This is a genomic window from Proteus sp. G4380 (assembly GCF_963885725.1).
GTDB lineage: Bacteria > Pseudomonadota > Gammaproteobacteria > Enterobacterales > Enterobacteriaceae > Proteus > Proteus mirabilis.
In genome coordinates, this window is sequence record NZ_CAWPAV010000153.1 from 1 (window position 1) to 19,547 (window position 19,547).

Sequence of the window (19,547 nt, forward strand, 5' to 3'; positions counted from 1 at the left end):
AACTATTTTTTAATAAATAAGTACTTTATTAAAATAAATAAGGATAACCATTATGTTTACCGGATTCTTATGGCTGGCGCTGTCTATTGGTTCTGAAATCACGGGCACTTCAATGATTAAAAAGACCAATGGTTTTAGTAAATTAGCTCCCTCTGTTTTAGTGATTGCCGCTTACTGTATTTGCTATTTCGCTTTAACACGTGCAATGGGCTATATCCCTGTTGGTGTGGCATATTCCTTGTGGTGTGGATTTGGTATTGTTGGGGTAACATTAGTTGCCATGATTTTATATAAACAAAAACCCGATCTACCCGCTATATTCTCAATGGCATTGATTATCTCTGGTGGGATAATTATGAATACCTTTTCAACGATGTAAGATAAGTTTATAAACAAGAGACTAAATTGTCTTTTAATTTTAAATGCCGATATGTTATTCAAAAATATCGGCATTTTTATATTCACTTATATTCATTTCTTAAAATAAACATGAGTGAGAAAAGATGTTTTTTTTATATTTTAAAGTTTTTATCAATATAAAGTTGGGAGACGGTTATGTAAAATTAAGTTATAAAAGGGTGATATATGCCAAAAATAGTTTCTTATATAAGTACAAAATTTAATAGCGTAAAAAATGCTTTAGGAATAAAAGATACCACGGGAAATCTTAATGTCAGTAGTGTTAAGAATAGTAGTGCTATATGGCATACAGAAATTTTATCTGAAAAAAAAGCACCTGTTCTCTATATGCGACAAAATATCAATAACGTAAATAATATCAAAAGATTAGTATCTACAGAAGTTCTTAACAAATTATATTATGTTGCAAACTCACCTCAATATAATGAAAATAACTATCAATGTGTACCTAATTCTAGATATAGAATACGATATTGTAAAAAAACTTTAATAGAATCTAATGGGGTATTATTACCTACTAATAATGTGAGTGTTAAGAACTCTCCTTATACGACTATTGCAAGCCAATATCCTCTTAATGATAAAGAGAGTTTAAAACATTATTTTAATATGTTATTTGATAATGATATAAAGACAGTTTATGTTTTAGCCTCGAATAAGGATATTGAATGGGACTTCTCAAAACCTGATATTGAATATGATAAAAGCAATCCTCAGCAGAAAGGGTTTAAATACTTTAGAGAGGATTTTTATTCAGATAATATAAAATCTCGTCACGTTAATAGGTGGGATTTCAGTTTTTTTAAAATAAAAGATAACAATGGGGGATATAAAATTGTAGATAATAAGAATGGAGATAATGAAATTTTAGGAAATGAAAGAAGTTTAGATTGCAAAGTATATACTAATAAATTAACTAAAAAAGGTTGTGATGAAAATAAAGATATAAACTTTGTACATATTTATAATTGGGAAGATCATACAGCAATAGATGCGACAAAATTAAAAAATACAATTGATTTGATTGGCAAAGAATTAACAATAAACCCAACAAAAGAAAATATAGCTGTCCATTGTCTTGCGGGATTAGGAAGAACAGGGGAGTTTATTGCTTTAATGGAGATGATGAAAATGATAGAGGCAGGAAATACAAAAACAAAAAGCTTAGAAAGTATTCTCGTTTACTTAAGGAAAAATCGCAGTAGGGAGGTACTTAAAAGGAAATCACAAGTTGATGAGCTGATTAAGTTTGCAATAAATAATAACATTCCTTTAGTCAATGATCATATTAAAATAAAACAATATTTATTCAAAAAATAACTATAACCATCCCCATTGTATTTACAATGGGGATGGATTTTACGACATTAGCGCTTGTTATTTTTATTGCACACTGATTTGCTGTAATTGTTTTTGACGCTCAGTCTGAGCGCTGACTTGATGGTTTCGTGCTAAGAAGCTGTACATTGTGGGTAATACAAACAGCGTAAATAGCGTGCCAACTAACATACCTGATACAATAATCAACCCTAATCCATAGCGACTATTCGCTCCAGCACCACTGGCAAATAGCAGAGGAATAAGCCCGATAACCATTGCTGCCGTAGTCATTAAGACAGGGCGTAAGCGGATTTTTGCTGCTTCAACAATCGCCTCACGTCGATTTAGATTTTTATGAACTTGCAATTCATTAGCGAACTCCACCATTAAAATACCGTGCTTACTGATAAGTCCTATCAAGGTGACTAAACCAATTTGAGTGTAGATATTTAATGTCACCATACCTAAAGCTAATGGCACTAATGCACCACAAATTGAGAGTGGTACCGTAATCAAAATAATCAATGGATCAACCAAGCTTTCATATTGTGCGGCTAATACCAAATAAATAATGATAAGGGCGGCAATAAACGCAAAGACTAAGGTATTTCCTTCTTGGGTAAATTGGCGAGCATCAGATTGCCAATCATGGCTAAAGCCAGCGGGTAAGGAATTTGCCACATTTTCAAGAAACGCAACAGCTTGCCCCATGGTGACACCCGGTGCCGGAATAGCTTGAAATATAGCGGCATTTTGTTGATTAAATTGCGTTAATTTATTGGGTTCAACTTGAGTGGTAATATTGACCACGGTTGATAATGGAATTAACAGGTTATCTTGAGTACGAATATAGTGCCCTGCAAGTGCTGCCGGAGTTAAACGTTGTTGACGTATACTTTGGGGGATCACATCATAAGAGCGACCATCCATACCAAAGCGATTGATATAGTGTTCACCCACTAATAAGGATAGTGATTCGCCAATATCTTGCATGCGAATACCAAGGGTATTGGCTTTGGCACGATCAATAGTGATCTGTACAACAGGGTTGTTGTAATCAAGATCACTATCCACTACGACAAATAGACCACTTTCTCGTGCTTGCTGTTTGATCTCTTCCATCGTGTCAAATAAAACGGGATAACCTAATGGGCTACGTAACACCATTTGGACCGGTAATCCGCCGACAGAGCCAGGTAATGATGCTAATTGAAAAGCAAAAATACTGCTTCCTTCAACATCCGCAACACGATTTTGTAGGTCTGCCTGAATTTGATTGGCATTACGATCACGACCTTTCCAACCATCAAAATTAATCCCACCAAAGCTTGCTGAAGGGCCATCAGTACCATTGATGATCCATGTGCTGTCTGTTTCTGGTAGGCTCATATAAATATCATCAAGTTTCTGATTGAAATGTTCCGCATAGGCAAGATTTGCATGTTGTGGTGCTTTTACCGCGGTTAAAACGCTCGCTTGATCTTCTAAAGGTGCTAACTCTTGTTTTGTCTGGCTATATAAAAACGGCAAGCTAACAAACACGGCGAAGGCGAAAACGACGGTTAACCAGCGATGAGTTAAAGAAAAATTAAGCAAATAGCTATAGTAATATGCCAATTTATCAAAGGTATATTCGGCTATTTTAGCCATCCTGCCTTCATTTTCTTTCGGTTTGAGCATTAATGAGCTCATGACCGGAGATAAGGTTAATGCCACAATACCCGATACAATGACGCTACCAGCAAGCGTTATGGCAAATTCTTTAAACAGTGCACCTGTTAATCCTGACATGAGACCGATTGGCGCGTAAACGGCGGCTAAAGTGATGGTCATGGCAATAACCGGCCCCGCGACCTCTCGTGCCCCCACTAATGCGGCCTGCACTGGTGATAATCCCTCTTCAATATGACGATGTACGTTTTCAACCACCACTATCGCATCATCGACAACTAATCCAATGGCTAAAACCATTGCTAGTAAAGTAAGCAAATTAATACTAAAACCAAATGCCAACATTAATCCGGCTGCCCCCAACATAGATAAAGGGATAGCAAGCACAGGAATAATTACAGAACGTAATGAGCCTAAGCAGAGATAAATAACAGCAATAACAATTAAAATGGCTTCAATTAATGTTTGCACCACCTGATCAATAGAAGCTTTAATAAAACGTGAAGTTTCAAAGGCCAGCTCCACATTTACATCTGGTGGGAGTGTTTTTTCTATATCAGTAAGGTTTTCGCGAATACCATCAACAATGATTAACGGGTTACCTGTTGGTGTTGGAAATAGGCCTAAGAAGACGGCTTTTTTGCCATTCATGATGCCACTGGTTTCAGTAGCAGCCGCACCTAGCTCGACGGTGCCAATATCACGTAGACGTATAAGATTATGGCCATCATTGTGGATCACCATATCTTTAAATTCTTCCACATTGGTTAAATCGGTATTGACATAAACATTCGCAATAACAAACTCACCTTCGACCTTCCCGGGAGCTGCTTGGTAATTATTACGGCGAATGGCATCAGCGACATCACTAGCAGTTAAGTTTCGCCCCGCTAATTTATCAGTATCTAGCCATACGCGCATGGCCAGTTGTTGTCCGCCAAAGACTTGTACTTTGGCGACCCCATTAATGGAGGAAAACATCGGTTCAACCACACGAGATAGATAGTCAGTTAATTCTGGAATAGAAATTTGCTCACTGGAAAAGCCAACATAAGCGACTGCGGTTGATTCACCAGAAGAAAGTTCAATCACAGGATCATAAGCTTGTTCTGGCAATTTATAACGTACTTGATTGACCTTGGCCATCACTTGCGTTAATGCTTGTGTCGGATCGCGATTTAACTCCATTCTTACCGTGACAAAACTTTTTCCTTGTACTGAAGATGAAGAAATATAATCAACGCCTTCCACCGAGGAAACGGCTTGCGTAATAGGCTGAGTCACAAAACCTTGCATCAGTTCAGACGATGCGCCAGGGTAGTCTGTTGCAATGGTAATCGTTGAGTTTTGTAACATGGGGTATTGGCGAATAGGTAGTTTACTGAACGCAAATGCGCCCAGTAAAAAAATCAAGGTGCTAACTACTAACGCTAAAACAGGTCGTCGCACAAAAATATCAGTGAATTTCATGAAACACTCCTGTTATGGTTGACGAGTAGTAGATTGGGCCAGTGTTAACGTATCTTGCTCTATGGGGGCTATTGAGGTGCCATCACTAAGTTTGATTTGCCCTGAGGTAACAACTTGATCTCCCTGATTTAAGCCTTCTTTGATCTCGATAAGGCCGTTGTAGCGCAATCCAACTTTCACAGAGACACGCTTAGCGATAAGGTTTTTTTGATTGTCAGATTGCGCTACAAACACGGTATCCCCATAGGCAGTATAAGTAACCGCTGTCTCTGGTACGGTTAATGCCTGATGACGAGTAGGGGAGGTAACTTGAACACGAGCAAACATGCCCGCTTTTAATTTGTTATCGGTATTCGGTAAAATGGCTTGTACTTGCACAGTGCGAGAAGGGCCAATAAGAGGGTCTATGGCATTAAGTGAGCCGGTAAATGTTTGATTAGGATAAGCATCAACTGCAATATTAATAGGTTGATGAGTTGAAAGCTGTGGCGCCACTTGCTCATCGAGTGAAAAGTTAAGTTTTAAGTGGCTTGCATCCACTAATGAGGCAACACGTTCCCCAGCATTTAGATACTGTCCTTCATGCACGAGTTTTATGCCGACAATACCATCAAAGGGAGCTTTAATTGTTTTTTGTGCAATGCGCGCTTTCACTTCACGGATAGAGGCTACAATCATATCGCGCTCTGATAACGTACTATCTAATTGTGCTGCTGCAGCCACATTTTTACTATAAAGTTGGCGAGTTCTTGAATAAAGTTTTTCTGCATTAGTTAGTTGTGCTTGTAAGCGTAATAATTCCGCTTGCTCTGGCTCATCATTTAATTTTACTAAGATTTGTCCCGCGGTGACGGTTTGTCCTGATGCAAAGTGGATCGTGGCGATGCGCCCATTTGTTTCTGCCGCTAAATAGACTTGTCTAGCGGCTTCCAATTCTCCAACACCATGCATGGTATTAGGTAATTCAGCAGATTGCGCGGTTGCTAATGCCACTTTTGTTGGTGGATAAGCAAATGGCTGTGTTTCATCTTCATCAGATCCCATTGTTGCATAAACCATTGCCCCTGCACTTAATAAAAATAGTGAGGCACATAAAGTTAACGTCAATTTCTTATTCATTTTACCGCCGATCCCATAGTGAAGTTTTTATCTATTTTTAGGGTGTTATGAGTTGAATTTTTTCCATAATGCTCTGAAGTGGCTAGCCATTGCGGTTGCCATTAGTCCTCCAATCACAGAGGTATGCTCTATCGCAAAATACATGGATAACATCGCTTTATCGCCGGTCATATTCCAAAACGTATGTACAATCACAATGGTTAAAAATAAGAAAGTGGCTAATGCGCCAGCACCTAACCATAGGTAACGATCAAAAAGGACTAAAATCGATCCGGCGAATAAAACAATGGCGCTGGCGAGATTAAAAAACCAATCAGGGTTTAACCCTGCTGCACGCATCTCTGCCAAACTATTCTCATAATCAAATACCTTGGCAAAACCCGATGATAAAAATAACAATAGAATTAGCACTCTTGCGACAATCCATAATGTTTGGCTTTCAAGAATACGTGCAATTGAGTTAGGCATGTATCAGTCCTCAATAAACTTAAAAAAATAAAATCAGGCAATTGGCTGACTTGACTTTGTATTGGGACAGGACTATAAAACCTCAAGTTAACTTGAGGTCAAGTGAAAAATAAAAAAGGTAGCAAATGAGTAAAGAGAAAATAGATTTTAATCGAGCACTCACAGTTGGCGAAGTGGCAAAACGTAGTGGTGTTGCGATTTCTACACTGCATTTTTATGAAGAAAAAGGATTGATAAAAAGCTCTCGAAGCTCTGGAAATCAGCGCCGTTACCCGTCAGTGGTACTTCGTTATGTAGCAATTATTAAAGCAGCGCAGAGCACAGGTATTCCATTAAAAGAAATTCAGGAAATATTAGGAAAATATCCACCAAATAGTAAATTAACTGCAGAACAATGGCATGAAATATCAACAGATTGGAAAATACGACTCGATGAGCGTATTCGACGTCTTAAGCGTTTACGTAATGGACTTGATCACTGTATTGGCTGCGGATGCCTATCTTTAAATGATTGTCCATTGCGTAACCCTGATGATATTTTAGGGGAAAAAGGAGCTGGTGCTCAAATGTTATGATCACAATGAAAATGTCACCCTATCAGGCTTAAAAAAACCTTCGAATTCATCATTGTTATCGATCATACCTAATAATTCTTGGGTGACTTGATGGTAAAAACCTTGATAAGAGAGCCGTGAAATTAGTGCTTGATTAATTAAGTTTTTATTTTCATGATGCTCTAATTCACTTTGTTGGTGTGCATAAACTAATAAGGCTATTTGTCGCTTCTCTTTTAACGTTTGATTACCTCCATCTTTGACATCAAATTGGTCTAATAAAGTAAGAATATCATTAGCATGGCTAAGATCCGCCTTGCTTAAATCTTGATAAAAAGTCAGTTTCAAATTTTCGATAAGAGGATCTGATCCTTTTCTCGAAATATTGTTAGCACTAGATAAAGTCGAAGGAGAGTTATATACCTGCTGTGCGCGGAAAGGATCAATTTTCATTGTTATCCTCGTTTAAAATTGGCTTTCTTGAAGAAAGATCGTCTGAGGGGGTAAATGTATTGATAAAGTTTAATAGCAGTTGTTTGATGTTTTGCTCAAAAATCGGTTGATAAGTTTCAGAAAAAGGCCGATGAAATTGTGTTCTTAGATCGTTGAGAAATATGGCAGGATCAAAAAAAGTAATTTGATCACCGGTATGAATAGCAATGGTCTTGTTGCTATGGCAGTTTAACTTAATATTGCTATTGTCGAGTTCACTCTCAAAATAGCGCTGTAGTGTTGTGGGAATATCGAGTGTTACTTTTTGCTCAAGAGGAACTGATGACATCAGATATTCAGTGAGTTTAACTTGTATTTCAGGTGAATCTAAGAATTCCCCGATCGTTGCGACGAGTTGTTCTCGTTGCTGAAATTCATATTGTGCAAATTTTTCTTGATATTCAATTGAGAATCTTATTATATCAGCTAATAAAACCTGTAATCCTTTAGCATAAGCTTCGTTAGCTATCTTATTACGAAGTTTATCTAGTTTATGATTAAAGTGATGCAGCATTTTTTTTGCTGCCTGCTTGGTCGCTAATGTTGTTTTATGAATATTATCGAGCTGTCGTATATAGTGAGCTCGTATTAATACACCTTCACAGGTATATTTTAAAAGGTTATCAGGTAACAAGCGTAGCATAATTTAATACCAGTAAAAAAAGTGTAGGAGATAAAACAAGTGATTTAGGAAATTCAGTATTAATTGATAAAGATTTTGGTGAAAAAAGTAATTTAAAACGTTGAGCTAGTGCATTCGATATTAACTTAATAAAATTAAATAGTAATTGATAGCCAATATCTATGGGGGCAATATCTTTTAGTGACAGTAATATTTTGCTATCGACAGTCCTATTTAACATAGGATAGAGAGCTAAAAAGGCTTTTAATGCAGGTTCTAAATGATAATAATTTTGTGCTAATAGCGTATGACGAGAATAAAAATAACCTAAAAATAAAGCACAACGAGGAAGAGTGTGCCAATGAGTAAATATTTTTTCTACGGTAGTATCAATCTCACAATCAATATGCAGTATAAGTTGATATTGCCCAATTAAATGACGATTAGCTATTTTTTGCCATAGGGTATTTTCTTCTGGCGATGCTAATACATCGTAGTCTGAATGGATATAACTTAACGGTTCATACATTACATTAGAGATCAATTTAAATTGTTCAGCAGTCAGATTACTCATTCTCGCTTACCATTTTATTGACTTGTTTACGACGATAAATAATCAATATGACCACAATTATTATAATTAAACTAATTACTGATAACCCTATGAGTAACCAAGAGTTACTCAATGATGTCGTATTATCTTGGTGAAGTTGATTATTTAATATCGTAAATTTATTGATATTCCGTGGATATAATAAAACAGTAATATTACTCTCATCCATATCATTAAAAGCATTATGGATAAAAGCGCGAACATCGTCACTTAGCTGATCACTATCTATCATGCCATCTTCATAGAAAACTAAAGCAGAAGCATGAGGTGTTGGCGTTATACGATCATTTGATGATAGTGGATAACTGACATGTACTCTCGCATCAATAAGATGATCAATGGTTAATAATGATTGTTCTAACCGTTGCTCAATGGCTGAAATTAAACGTGCTTTTTCAGCTTGAGGCGATGAAACTAATGCATCTGATGGAAATAATTGTGTAATTTCAATACGAGAAATTGTTGGTAATTGATATTCTTCTAATATTTGAATAGCAATCCCTATATTTTCCTTTTTAACAGAGATCTCAAATAATCCTTTTCCTAACGCAGTACGAGTACTTGTTATTTGGTGTTTCTGTAACACCGCTTGAATTTCAGTTGCTTGCCTTTGACTTAAATTAGTGAGCAGTGATTGATCCTTACAACCGTTTAATAAAGGAAGTAAGCAACATAAAAATAGTAATAACAAATACCGTCTATTCATTACTATTGAGCCTTAAGTAGTGTTTCCACAATATTGAGAGATTTTCTTGCTAACGTACTCGCTAAGCTCATCGTAATTGAATAATCGCTAAGTTCTATTTGTAAATTCGTATAACTTTGGGCATCACCTAATTGGCTTAATGTTGTTAACTTTTCTTGTATCTTTTTTTCATATTGCATACTACTAATAATGCCATTTACCATGATAGTCGATAAACTATCATCACTTGTATCTTGTAGTTCTTTGGTTAAATTAACGGGAATAATAGGTGCAATAGCCATACATAACCTCCGTAAAACTGATGTTAACGCATATTACCAATAATACTCATTGCTAGATCTTTAATGACTTTGATTGATGTAGATTGGGCATTACGTGTAATATTATATTCGGCAAGTTTGGCTTGATATTCGGCTAATGCCGCGGCATTAGATGTATCAGCTTTTAATGCTTCTAAAGCTTTTGATAAATTATTACTTTGGGTTCTTACAGGTTTATGAAAATATTGGTCAACTTTGTTAATTGAACTTACATCTGTTTGAACAAGACTCGCAGCCATAAATTACTCCTTTGTGCTTAAATTTGTTATGTTACTCATCATAGCTTGATTATCCTTGAGGAAAATAACGATGCTGATTATCAAGAAAAATATATCCATTATCTTCTTGTAGCATTGCTTTATTTTTCAAGTTGATATTAACTTTATTTTCACGATAAAAAATAAATTTTCTTCCAAAAAAAGCTGCCTGTTTTTTTATATAAGCATTAAATTTTTCTTTGTCATTTACGCTTAGCTTATCATCAAAGATAAAAATTAAGCCGTTATTTTTTTCTTCAATAGTATATCCTATTGTTTTAGTGAAATTTAGCTTGTTTATCTCTTCAACAATTTTAGCAATTGATAATTCTTTTATGATTGGCTGACAATTTTTGGGAAAATTGTCATTGATGGCTTGAATGATTTTTAGCTTTTCATTTTTATTATAATAAAAAAAACTCACTATAGGTTTAGTGTTGTCTTTTAAAGTAACGTGAATTTTATTATTAGTTGCTAATTTGATAATTTTTTCTTTGTTCAAAAATGAAATTTTTGTTTTTGAATCACTATCTTTTATTAAATTTTTAGAAGAGTAAGGTTCAGTGTAAATACATAAATAACCATTTTCTCCTTTGAATTCATTTGAATATGAACTTTTAAAAGCCAATTCCTTTGGTTTATTTTCTAATGGTTTTGATACATCCATAAAAGTAAATGATACTATAAAAAATGCAATAACAAATATAAATGATACAATGATTTTTCTATTAAATGTCCATTTTTTTGAATTTAAATCAAAAGATGTTATAGACAAATCATCTTTATGACTAATTAAGAAAATAGGAAAATTATTGATATATATAGGCTTATCTAGTTCTAATGGTAGTTCTTTGCTAATTTCTTTAGAAATTAAACCATCTTCTATTTTATATTTATTATTTTTTGTATTATGCTCATCAAGCATAATCGTAATTATCTTTTCATGTTCTTTCTTGTTGCAAGGAATGTAAAGTGTTAATTTCTCATTTTCTATTTTATTTTCAATATGTTCTTTACTATGTAGAATTAATGAGTATTGATTAGGTAGCAAAGGCGTTATTATCCCTTTTAAAGGACCACTGAGAACATAAATATAATACAGCATAGAGTTAACCCAATAATAAATGTTAATTAATTCATGTTATAAATATATTTTAGTTATATAAACAATGAAATTCTTTAAAAAAACATAGGTGTTTTATTTGAAAATAAATGTTGATATATTACTGTTGTTTTTTTAATAATAATCAATGAGAATTGTTATTTATTTTTAAAGTTAATTCTAGGCTATATTATTATAGTGTTCTATAAATGATGGCTATAATAACATTTTGAAAAATAGTTTGTTTTTTTGAACCTTTAATAGATTATAAGTATAGGCTGAGGTATTTACCATGTTAATAAATGATATAAAAATAAGTGGCGATAAAAATATTTTATCAGGGAATTTATTATTCATGTGCATTCCTTTAAATGATGAATATCCAATAAGAATATACGATGATAAAACGACTAAAATTATAAAGGGAAAGGCTTTTATTTATAATTCAAAAAATGAAAATGTTATTTTTCAATCAGAAAATCAGTCATGGCGTATTGAAAAGAGATCATTTTTTATTTGTGCCAGATTATTGGCATTTATTGATTATGCTAGAGATTTTTCAAAAATGACAGCAGTTGGCACTAATTTTGATATTAATCAACAAATTTTTTATATAAAAGAGGGGAGTGGAACATTAGAACATCTGATTATTAATGAGGCACTGAAAGATGAAAGCCAATTAGAACCTCTTTTTGTGACTATAAGACACAGTGAAAGTTACTGGCTTATATTACATCTGATTAGTTATTTGGATGAGAAAAAAAGCAATATTGCACAAATAGGTGAACGATATGGTGTATCAGGGACACATTTTAGACGGCTGTGTAAACGTTATTTAGGTAATTGTGGTAAAAGTCAATTACGTTCATGGCGTGCGGCATCTTCTATTTTGACAACGCTATCAACAGATGAATCATTGACTCAGATTGCAGTCGATAATGGTTTTAGTTCAGCATCTCATTTTTCTAATGAAATTAAGACATTATTTGGTATTACACCAACTGAATTTCGGCGAATTGGCCAATATCTTTATGAACATAAAAAATAAAATTTACTGTATCATTGGAATTATCATTTTTTATAGCTTCTTTTTGCCAACACAAGCTGCAGAAGGAAAGGTTATTTATACACATCAGGTTAAAAAACCTGATGTTTTTGTTGCGGTAAATACACATATTGAACAGTTTTTCCTAGTGCTATCAGATAAATTAAATAAACCTTTTATTCTAAGCAGCGCAGTAAAAAAAGAGCGGATCAGTGGAAAATTTGATATTTCTTCACCTGAAGACGCCTTTGAATTAATGGTAAAGCGTTTGTCATTACTTTATTTTAATGACGGAGAATCTATTTATATTTATCGCGATAATGAGATACAGCAACAGCTATTTCAAGTGAAAAATATCAGCTTGAGTAAACTGAAAGAGTATCTACAAGATGTTGGATTATATGATCTCCGCTACCCATTACGTGCAGGTCACGATCAGCGTACTTTTTATCTCTCAGGTCCTCCTATTTATATTAGCTTAGTTAAGGCTGCTGCTGAGCTTTTGGATAATGATGTACAAGAACAAATTAATGAAAATATCAATAATCAAGTTCCAACCGGAAGCTCTCGTTATGGCGATGAGTTTGTGCAGATATTTCCATTAAAAAACACTTTTGTACAAGATAGAACCTATATATTACGTGATGAAAAAGTGGTTTTACCTGGTATAACAACGGTTTTGCAACAGCTATTTATGCCATCGGGAGAGAAAGAAAAAACAGTCAGAAGAGCGCGTGAGATTATCGAAGATAATGATAAATATCAGGATGATAAAATTACCAACGATATACAAGATACTCATTCACCGATTATCACTCAAATGGGCAAATATAATGTTGAACTCGTTCCTTTACCTGGATCAAATAGCCTGTTGGTTAAAACGAGTCGAGAAGGTTTAGCTTTAGTTAGCTCACTTATTTCACAATTAGATAAACCGAAAAGACAAGTTGAAATGTCATTATGGATAATTGATATTTCTAAAAGTAAAGCCGATAGTTTGGGGGTGAATTGGCAGGGGAGTTATGGCTCGGGTAAAAATACATTTTTCTTTAATACCGCTAGTTTAAGTGCTGTATCTGGTTTTAGTTTTTTAAGTAAAATCAAAGCACTCAGTGAGGAAGGGGAAGCTAAAATGGTTTCTCGTCCTATTTTGTTAACTCAAGAAAATACCCCCGCCATATTTGATAATAACACCACCTTTTATACACAAATTAAAGGTGAGCGAGTTGCTTCATTAGAATCTACAACATTCGGCACTATGATCAGTGTATTGCCTCGTATTAGTAATACTAACCAAGAGATTGAGATGATTATCAATCTTGAAGATGGCGCCGAGAAAAAAAGTGATGATGAAGATAGAGAAGAAGGGATTGAAAAATTACCTGTTATTAATCGCACAAATATCAGCACCGTGGCCCGAGTTTCTGAAGGCGGTAGTTTATTAATTGGTGGATATACACGAGAAGATAACATAAAAGCAGAAAACAAAATTCCTTTTTTAAGTGCTATACCTTTAGTTGGCCGAGCATTTAGCTATCAGTCAGATAATAATAAAAAAATGGTGCGTATTTTTATGTTACAACCGCGTTTATTAGATAAAACTGATACGCACGGATTGGACTCTTTAACTGAACACCCATTTTTACCGATGGATAAAAAAACATCTCAAGCGCTAAAACAAATTCAGGCATTTATGAGGTGATATTATGATCGGACCAATTAATACTGCAACTTCGACAAATGGTGCCAGCAACAGTATTAGTAAAGAAAGTCAGCAAGACATAGAATATAAGCAACCACAAATAAACGAAAGTGAAAATTATCAAAATCAATTAATAGAAATATCTGATGATATGTCTATGGTGGCAACTCTTTTTTCTCAGCGATTAGGAAAATTATTAGACAAAAAAGCCAATAAAGGGCAAGAAGCTTTATATATTGCAGAAGATGGTGCTGATGAGAAACTTGATAAGGTGATGCTTCAATTTAGAAAATCGGGGAGAAGTTTACAGGAATTATTGCAATATTTACGTAAAATGTTCCCTGATCCTAGTGATCTCGTTATGGTTTTACGAGAATTACTTAGGAAAAAAAAATTAGGTGCACAATTAGATGCAGGTATTGAAAATGAGATCAATAGGTTACTTGCAGGTGAGGAGGGTAAGCAAATTAAGGCAGGCATTAATATTGCTCTCCAAGCTAAAGCCTTTGCTAAATTACTTTGTTTAGATGCATCAGTATTAAGAGACCTTTACCGTAGTTACATTATTCTGGATATTGAACCTATTTATTTTTTCAAAATGTGGATAGAAAAATATGATATAAAAAAATGTTCAATTATTTTGAATTTTCTAACACAGAGCTTGATTTGTGATATGAAATCGTTAATGCCAAGTTGCTCCCAAAGTTCAGAGTTTGGTTATCTTTTGGAAAAGGTAAATAAATTACGATTATTATATAGCTTTATAGAAATGAATATAGAAAATTTAGTTAAAGAAGATTTAAAGAGTTTTATAAAAGAAGATGATTTTTATCAACTAACTATTAATGGAATGATATCTCCAGAACAAATGGAAAAATATTTAATATCACTTATGGATAATCAATGGAAAGGTTATTTTATTAAAATAAAAATGAGGTTGCTACAACAGTTAAAGACAATGTTCAATAAATATCCTGAATTATTATACTTATCTGATGATTTTAGAAATGAATGCCAAATAATGATACAAAAAATTATAGATAATTATATTAAGCAAGAGCAATATCAATTAAGAAAATAAAAAACAATTAATTATTGGCAAAGTTTATGATTTATAAGTTTCTATTAGCAATAAAAAACAAACCAGAACTTATCGTACTATCAGTGATGATACTGGTTATAATGATGTTAATTATACCTTTGCCAACTTATTTGGTCGACTTTCTTATAGGTTTAAATATTACTATTGCAATTCTTATCTTTATGAGTTCATTTTATATTAAACGTATACTGAACTTTATGACATTTCCTGCATTATTGCTTATAACAACTCTTTTCCGGCTTGCTTTATCAATAAGCACTAGCCGTCTTATATTATTAGATGCAGATGCAGGAGAGATCATTACCTCATTTGGTGAGTTTGTCATTGGTGAAAATCTTGTTGTAGGTTTTGTTGTCTTTTCCATTGTGACCATAGTGCAATTTCTCGTGATTACTAAAGGATCTGAACGAGTAGCGGAGGTCGCGGCTCGTTTCTCTTTGGATGGTATGCCTGGAAAACAAATGAGTATTGATGCTGATTTAAAATCAGGGATCATTACGAATGAAGAAGTTCAGATCAGAAGGAAAGAGTTAGGACAAGAGAGTCAATTATATGGTTCATTCGATGGTGCCATGAAATTTATAAAAGGGGATGCGATAGCCGGCATTGTCATTATCTTCGTGAACTTAATTGGTGGCATATCGGTAGGTATGGCTCAAATGGGGTTATCTATTACAGAGGCATTACATACATATACACTTTTAACGATAGGGGATGGATTAGTTGCACAAATTCCTGCTTTACTTATCTCTATTAGTGCCGGATTTATTGTAACACGTGTCGGTGGTGAAAATAATAATTTGGGCTATAGCATTATGAATGAGCTATTGGCACAAGATTTTGCTTTGCTTGTTACAGCTATTTTGGCTTTTGGTATCGGTTTTTTACCAGGATTTCCCACACCTGTTTTTCTTATTTTATCTGCAATGCTTGGCGTCTACTTTTTTAAAATAAAATGGAAGAATAGTAAAAAAGAATATAAAAAAGAAGATGAAAAAGATAATCTTAATGCTACTAATGTCGACAGTAAAAAAGGACTTATGTCAAATTTATTTTCTGGTAAACATGGGGAAGAAGTAGATAATAGTTTATTAACAGAAAATATTACCTTATCACAAGCTGAAACTTTGCCATTAATCATCACTCTTTCTACTAAGAAAAAACCATATTTAACAAAAATAGTTTTTGAAAAATGGCTACAAAAAGAATTTATTTTACAATATGGTATATTATTACCAGATATTGTGATTCACTATTCAGATAAAATAGATGACGATAAAATTATTATTTTAATTAACGAAGTTAAAGCAAAAGAACTTAATTGTCCTTTTCCTCTTTTTCATATAGAAAATCCTAATGATGAATTGCTCTCTTTAGGCTTTAACTTAATAAGTATTGAAGATGATAATAAAACCCATTATTGGATTGAGCGTGATGATGAATCTAAATTAGCGCCATTAGGTTACAAAGCGGAACGTTCAGAAAGTTACTTTTATAGAAAATTCTCTGATCTGATCACATTAAATATTACAGAGTTTCTTGGTATTCAAGAAACAAAAGATATCCTTGATAAATTAGAAAAGAGTGCCCCTGAGCTTTTAAAAGAGTGTTATAGGCAAGTTTCTATTCAGAGGATAAATGATGTTTTGCAACGATTAGTACAAGAAAAAATTCCTATTAGAAACATAAAGACTATTATAGGGGGCTTAGTTCAATGGGGGAGCAAAGAAAAAGATCCCGTGCTACTTACTGAACACATTAGAACGCTTCTTGCTCGTTATATTAGTTATTTTTTTTCAACCGATGGGAAGTTTAATGCAATTATCTTATCTAACGATATGGAAGAGATAATTCGTAGTGGAATAAGACAAAGTTCTTCTGGCACATTATTGAATTTAGAACCTGCTGAATTAGATATGATAATAGAAAAAATATCTATGGTTATTGATGATATTAAATATATTCAGGATTATATATTTTTAACATCAATAGATATAAGGCGTTTTGTAAAAAAACTAATAGAAACTCAATATCCTCAAATACCGGTATTATCTTATGATGAGATAACATCTGATATTGAAATTAATGTATTACAATCTATTTAGGAGTGATTATGTCTTTTGATCTTGCTAGCTTACTTATGGATGCAATGAATGTTATTGGTCGGAATGATTTATTTTCAGGGGGGAAATCAATCGATAACCATTCAACCATTACCATTAGTTTAGGTGATATGCCAGATATTAATTTATTGGTTGTTGACGAGGTTCCTATGATTTGGTCGGTGCTTTGTGATTATGATGAAAAATTACTTACACAAATTAGTGCCGAATTATTATTAGATAGCATCAATAATCAAACAGAAAGTTTTTACCCTGGACAACCGGCCTTGGTGAGAATTGAGGACTCTTTAGAATTAAGAGCATCATTTATGCCAATTGCATTGCAAAATGGAGAAAGCATGGCAAGAGCCATTGATGACTATTTTCAAATTATGAATAGTATACATCAACGGTTTATTGGCTAAATAATGAACGCCAGATTTCTAATGTTTCATAACGCAGCGCATCCTTTACGAATACAAGGAAATATTTTAGAAGTGATGTTACGTGATGTTTTTATTGGGGAGGTCTGCCAACTAAAAGAGAATATTTTCAGTGAAAATATTCTCGGTGAAGCTATTGTTATTGGGTTTCATAATAACATAGCAATATTAAGTATGATGGGAAGCGCTCAAGGTTACTCTTTACAAATTATAGTTGAGCCAACAGGAAAAACATTTTCAGTTGCCCTAGGCCCACATATATTAGGCAGCATGATTGATAGTAAAGGGAATTGCTTATTACGATTTAATACAGAAATAGCAGAGAAGACCTTTAGTACCTTATGTCCTATCGAAGGTCGGCCACCTTTGTTTAGTGATAGGCTGCCTATTACAACACTATTTAAGTCAGGTATACGTGCTATTGATGGATTATTAAGTTGTGGATTGGGGCAACGAATGGGGATTTTTGCTAGTGCAGGAACGGGTAAAACGATGTTAATGAATATGATTATCCGTTTTGCACAGGCAGATGTTTTTGTTATTGGCTTGATTGGTGAACGAGGAAGAGAAGTTACAGAGTTTATTGAAGAATTAAAGCAACATAAGCGATGTGAAAATACGGTTTTAATTTGCTCAACTTCAGAACAATCAGCGGTAGAAAGGTGTAATGCGGCTTTAGTGGCAACAACGGTTGCCGAATATTTTCGTCAACAAGGAAAAAATGTCGTTTTATTTATTGATTCTATGACTCGTTATTGTCGAGCGTTAAGGGATATCGCATTAACAGCGGGTGAGTTGCCCGTACGTAAAGGATATCCAGCATCTGTATTTGATAAACTTCCCGCTATTTTAGAGCGTCCAGGGGTAACAAAAACAGGCTCCATTACGGCATTTTATACTGTTTTATTAGAGAGTGATGATGAGCCAGATGCGATCGGTGAAGAAATTCGTTCTATTTTAGATGGACATATTTATTTATCTCGAAAAATAGCAGCATCAGGGCACTATCCTGCTATTGATGTATTAGGTAGTGTGAGTCGGGTTTTTCAACAAGTCACTGATAGTAAACAACAAAAATCTGCTTTAAAAATAAGACAAATATTGATGCGATTACAAGATGTTAAGTTATTGCAAGAGTTAGGAGAATATCATGAAGGAGATAACGAATTAAATGATATCGCGGTAAGAAAACAAGCCAAGATAGAAAGCTTTCTTACTCAATCCTTTAAAGAAAAAGCCGATTTTCAACAAACATTAGAACAAATGTATGAGATTACCGCTTAAGCATCAAGCATTGATTAGTGCCATTGCCCAACGGCAAAAAAAAATAGAAAAAGAACAATTAAAATATAAAAAACTTATTACAGAAGCTGAACAGAAGAAAAAAGAGCAAGAGCAATTAATTAGTGCTTTAAAGAGTGAAGTACCCGCTTATGAAAAAGCCGGTATTTATTCAATTCATTCGTTTCATCAACAAAGAAGGAAGCAAGCTATTGTTTTACATTCAATAAATTTTTATGTCGCTCAAGTTGAAGAAATAAAGGATAAACTGAATGATTTAGAAAAACAGAGTGAGGCGCTAAAAAAACAACGACAAAAGGCCGTCAAAAAACAAAATAAAATGACACTTTATTTTGAAAGAAAAGCATTAGAGAAAGAGCTATATATTGAAAGGTTAGAGCAGAATGAAATACAGGAGATAGCATTATATGGTTCAGGGAATATCTAACTCAAATAAGATGACGCTATCTAGTGAAAAAACGGAAAGTGATATTCCAACTGAGTCTTATAGCGTAAATAGGTATTTGAATAAATGTCAGCTTACACCTGAAAGTATAAAAAAATTAGCAGAGAAATTAGATATACTTAAAAAAATAGCGAGTTTAAAAGACAATATTGCCAGTCATAACGATGAGCAAGATCTTCAGGAAGATAAAATGCCAGAAAATTATGAAGGTTTGCTATTAAGTCATCGGTATTTATTATCATCTGGTGGTTCTAAAACTAAAAAAATATCTT

General features: G+C 33.8%; 20 protein-coding genes and 1 pseudogene. 11 read left to right on the forward strand and 10 right to left on the reverse strand.

Annotated elements, in window-relative coordinates:
- Nucleotides 1-52: 52 nt before the first annotated feature.
- Together AACU98_RS13735 and AACU98_RS13740 are read left to right on the forward strand one after the other, a co-directional pair.
- On the forward strand, nucleotides 53-379 hold the full coding sequence (locus AACU98_RS13735; RefSeq protein WP_004245856.1) for a DMT family transporter: 327 nt from the start codon (nucleotides 53-55) through the stop codon (nucleotides 377-379).
- Between the two features lie 206 nt (nucleotides 380-585).
- Nucleotides 586-1,740, forward strand: a complete 1,155-nt coding sequence (locus tag AACU98_RS13740) for a protein-tyrosine phosphatase family protein (protein ID WP_161734913.1) — start codon at nucleotides 586-588, stop codon at nucleotides 1,738-1,740.
- A 63-nt stretch (nucleotides 1,741-1,803) separates the two neighbouring features.
- Here AACU98_RS13740 and AACU98_RS13745 read toward each other — a convergent pair whose 3' ends face one another.
- Genes AACU98_RS13745 through AACU98_RS13755 form a run of 3 tightly spaced genes read right to left on the reverse strand, consistent with a single transcriptional unit; the run spans nucleotide 1,804 to nucleotide 6,468 of the window.
- On the reverse strand, nucleotides 1,804-4,881 hold the full coding sequence (locus AACU98_RS13745; protein WP_161734916.1) for a MexW/MexI family multidrug efflux RND transporter permease subunit: 3,078 nt from the start codon (nucleotides 4,879-4,881) through the stop codon (nucleotides 1,804-1,806).
- A 12-nt stretch (nucleotides 4,882-4,893) separates the two neighbouring features.
- Nucleotides 4,894-6,000, reverse strand: a complete 1,107-nt coding sequence (locus AACU98_RS13750) for an efflux RND transporter periplasmic adaptor subunit (RefSeq protein ID WP_004249194.1) — start codon at nucleotides 5,998-6,000, stop codon at nucleotides 4,894-4,896.
- A 45-nt stretch (nucleotides 6,001-6,045) separates the two neighbouring features.
- Entirely contained in the window at nucleotides 6,046-6,468 is a 423-nt protein-coding gene (locus AACU98_RS13755) for a DoxX family protein (RefSeq protein ID WP_004245852.1), read from the reverse strand.
- Between the two features lie 125 nt (nucleotides 6,469-6,593).
- Between AACU98_RS13755 and soxR the strand changes: the two genes are divergently transcribed.
- A complete protein-coding gene (gene soxR / locus AACU98_RS13760; protein WP_161734919.1) occupies nucleotides 6,594-7,043 on the forward strand; it encodes a redox-sensitive transcriptional activator SoxR in 450 nt (149 codons plus the stop codon).
- Here soxR and AACU98_RS13765 read toward each other — a convergent pair whose 3' ends face one another.
- From AACU98_RS13765 to AACU98_RS13795, 7 genes are read right to left on the reverse strand one after another with little or no spacing between them, the layout of a single operon-like run.
- A complete protein-coding gene (locus AACU98_RS13765; RefSeq protein WP_161734922.1) occupies nucleotides 7,044-7,475 on the reverse strand; it encodes a hypothetical protein in 432 nt (143 codons plus the stop codon).
- On the reverse strand, nucleotides 7,465-8,157 hold the full coding sequence (locus AACU98_RS13770; RefSeq protein ID WP_049201362.1) for a hypothetical protein: 693 nt from the start codon (nucleotides 8,155-8,157) through the stop codon (nucleotides 7,465-7,467). Before AACU98_RS13770 ends, AACU98_RS13765 begins: the two co-directional genes overlap by 11 nt.
- The gene (locus AACU98_RS13775; RefSeq protein WP_161734925.1) at nucleotides 8,138-8,710 is read right to left on the reverse strand and encodes a type III secretion protein; all 573 of its coding nucleotides are present in this window, start codon (nucleotides 8,708-8,710) and stop codon (nucleotides 8,138-8,140) included. Before AACU98_RS13775 ends, AACU98_RS13770 begins: the two co-directional genes overlap by 20 nt.
- Complete coding sequence (gene sctJ, locus AACU98_RS13780; RefSeq protein ID WP_017628504.1) at nucleotides 8,703-9,455, reverse strand: type III secretion system inner membrane ring lipoprotein SctJ; 753 nt, start codon at nucleotides 9,453-9,455, stop codon at nucleotides 8,703-8,705. The genes AACU98_RS13775 and sctJ overlap by 8 nt, the downstream gene beginning before the upstream one ends.
- Nucleotides 9,456-9,457: 2 nt before the next feature.
- Entirely contained in the window at nucleotides 9,458-9,736 is a 279-nt protein-coding gene (sctI, locus tag AACU98_RS13785) for a type III secretion system inner rod subunit SctI (RefSeq protein WP_004245846.1), read from the reverse strand.
- A gap of 23 nt (nucleotides 9,737-9,759) precedes the next feature.
- Nucleotides 9,760-10,014: a type III secretion system needle filament subunit SctF gene (gene sctF / locus AACU98_RS13790; protein WP_004245844.1), complete on the reverse strand. Its 255-nt coding sequence runs from the start codon at nucleotides 10,012-10,014 to the stop codon at nucleotides 9,760-9,762.
- 49 nt (nucleotides 10,015-10,063) lie between these two features.
- A complete protein-coding gene (locus AACU98_RS13795; RefSeq protein WP_049207839.1) occupies nucleotides 10,064-11,137 on the reverse strand; it encodes a hypothetical protein in 1,074 nt (357 codons plus the stop codon).
- Between the two features lie 289 nt (nucleotides 11,138-11,426).
- Between AACU98_RS13795 and AACU98_RS13800 the strand changes: the two genes are divergently transcribed.
- From AACU98_RS13800 to AACU98_RS13835, 8 genes and pseudogenes are all read left to right on the forward strand, one after another.
- Complete coding sequence (locus AACU98_RS13800) at nucleotides 11,427-12,182, forward strand: helix-turn-helix domain-containing protein (RefSeq protein ID WP_004245842.1); 756 nt, start codon at nucleotides 11,427-11,429, stop codon at nucleotides 12,180-12,182.
- Nucleotides 12,166-13,881 carry a type III secretion system outer membrane ring subunit SctC gene (sctC, locus tag AACU98_RS13805; RefSeq protein WP_049207836.1) on the forward strand — a complete coding sequence of 572 codons (1,716 nt, stop codon included), beginning with the start codon at nucleotides 12,166-12,168 and terminating at the stop codon, nucleotides 13,879-13,881. Before AACU98_RS13800 ends, sctC begins: the two co-directional genes overlap by 17 nt.
- Nucleotides 13,882-13,885: 4 nt before the next feature.
- On the forward strand, nucleotides 13,886-14,962 hold the full coding sequence (gene sctW / locus AACU98_RS13810; RefSeq protein WP_004245840.1) for a type III secretion system gatekeeper subunit SctW: 1,077 nt from the start codon (nucleotides 13,886-13,888) through the stop codon (nucleotides 14,960-14,962).
- A 26-nt stretch (nucleotides 14,963-14,988) separates the two neighbouring features.
- Nucleotides 14,989-17,088, forward strand: a complete 2,100-nt coding sequence (locus AACU98_RS13815) for an EscV/YscV/HrcV family type III secretion system export apparatus protein (RefSeq protein WP_004245839.1) — start codon at nucleotides 14,989-14,991, stop codon at nucleotides 17,086-17,088.
- An 8-nt stretch (nucleotides 17,089-17,096) separates the two neighbouring features.
- On the forward strand, nucleotides 17,097-17,510 hold the full coding sequence (locus tag AACU98_RS13820) for an InvB/SpaK family type III secretion system chaperone (protein ID WP_004245838.1): 414 nt from the start codon (nucleotides 17,097-17,099) through the stop codon (nucleotides 17,508-17,510).
- A gap of 3 nt (nucleotides 17,511-17,513) precedes the next feature.
- Nucleotides 17,514-18,812, forward strand: coding sequence for a type III secretion system ATPase SctN (gene sctN, locus AACU98_RS13825; protein ID WP_004245837.1), 1,299 nt, complete (start codon nucleotides 17,514-17,516; stop codon nucleotides 18,810-18,812).
- The gene (locus tag AACU98_RS13830; protein WP_004245836.1) at nucleotides 18,796-19,257 is read left to right on the forward strand and encodes a hypothetical protein; all 462 of its coding nucleotides are present in this window, start codon (nucleotides 18,796-18,798) and stop codon (nucleotides 19,255-19,257) included. Before sctN ends, AACU98_RS13830 begins: the two co-directional genes overlap by 17 nt.
- Nucleotides 19,238-19,547 (forward strand): annotated as a pseudogene (locus AACU98_RS13835) (type III secretion protein); the annotation flags it as partial. The gene AACU98_RS13830 and the pseudogene AACU98_RS13835, both read left to right, overlap by 20 nt.

Excerpts from the sequence above, each read along its gene's own strand:
- AACU98_RS13745 (WP_161734916.1), bottom strand. The coding sequence starts at position 4,881 with ATGAAATTCACTGATATTTTTGTGCGACGACCTGTTTTAGCGTTAGTA.
- AACU98_RS13815 (WP_004245839.1), top strand. The coding sequence starts at position 14,989 with ATGATTTATAAGTTTCTATTAGCAATAAAAAACAAACCAGAACTTATC.
- sctJ (WP_017628504.1), bottom strand. The coding sequence starts at position 9,455 with ATGAATAGACGGTATTTGTTATTACTATTTTTATGTTGCTTACTTCCT.
- AACU98_RS13740 (WP_161734913.1), top strand. The coding sequence starts at position 586 with ATGCCAAAAATAGTTTCTTATATAAGTACAAAATTTAATAGCGTAAAA.
- AACU98_RS13750 (WP_004249194.1), bottom strand. The coding sequence starts at position 6,000 with ATGAATAAGAAATTGACGTTAACTTTATGTGCCTCACTATTTTTATTA.
- sctC (WP_049207836.1), top strand. The coding sequence starts at position 12,166 with ATGAACATAAAAAATAAAATTTACTGTATCATTGGAATTATCATTTTT.
- AACU98_RS13800 (WP_004245842.1), top strand. The coding sequence starts at position 11,427 with ATGTTAATAAATGATATAAAAATAAGTGGCGATAAAAATATTTTATCA.
- AACU98_RS13735 (WP_004245856.1), top strand. The coding sequence starts at position 53 with ATGTTTACCGGATTCTTATGGCTGGCGCTGTCTATTGGTTCTGAAATC.
- sctF (WP_004245844.1), bottom strand. The coding sequence starts at position 10,014 with ATGGCTGCGAGTCTTGTTCAAACAGATGTAAGTTCAATTAACAAAGTT.
- AACU98_RS13755 (WP_004245852.1), bottom strand. The coding sequence starts at position 6,468 with ATGCCTAACTCAATTGCACGTATTCTTGAAAGCCAAACATTATGGATT.
- AACU98_RS13830 (WP_004245836.1), top strand. The coding sequence starts at position 18,796 with ATGAGATTACCGCTTAAGCATCAAGCATTGATTAGTGCCATTGCCCAA.
- soxR (WP_161734919.1), top strand. The coding sequence starts at position 6,594 with ATGAGTAAAGAGAAAATAGATTTTAATCGAGCACTCACAGTTGGCGAA.
- AACU98_RS13775 (WP_161734925.1), bottom strand. The coding sequence starts at position 8,710 with ATGAGTAATCTGACTGCTGAACAATTTAAATTGATCTCTAATGTAATG.
- AACU98_RS13765 (WP_161734922.1), bottom strand. The coding sequence starts at position 7,475 with ATGAAAATTGATCCTTTCCGCGCACAGCAGGTATATAACTCTCCTTCG.
- sctI (WP_004245846.1), bottom strand. The coding sequence starts at position 9,736 with ATGGCTATTGCACCTATTATTCCCGTTAATTTAACCAAAGAACTACAA.
- sctN (WP_004245837.1), top strand. The coding sequence starts at position 17,514 with ATGAACGCCAGATTTCTAATGTTTCATAACGCAGCGCATCCTTTACGA.
- AACU98_RS13795 (WP_049207839.1), bottom strand. The coding sequence starts at position 11,137 with ATGCTGTATTATATTTATGTTCTCAGTGGTCCTTTAAAAGGGATAATA.
- AACU98_RS13770 (WP_049201362.1), bottom strand. The coding sequence starts at position 8,157 with ATGCTACGCTTGTTACCTGATAACCTTTTAAAATATACCTGTGAAGGT.
- sctW (WP_004245840.1), top strand. The coding sequence starts at position 13,886 with ATGATCGGACCAATTAATACTGCAACTTCGACAAATGGTGCCAGCAAC.
- AACU98_RS13820 (WP_004245838.1), top strand. The coding sequence starts at position 17,097 with ATGTCTTTTGATCTTGCTAGCTTACTTATGGATGCAATGAATGTTATT.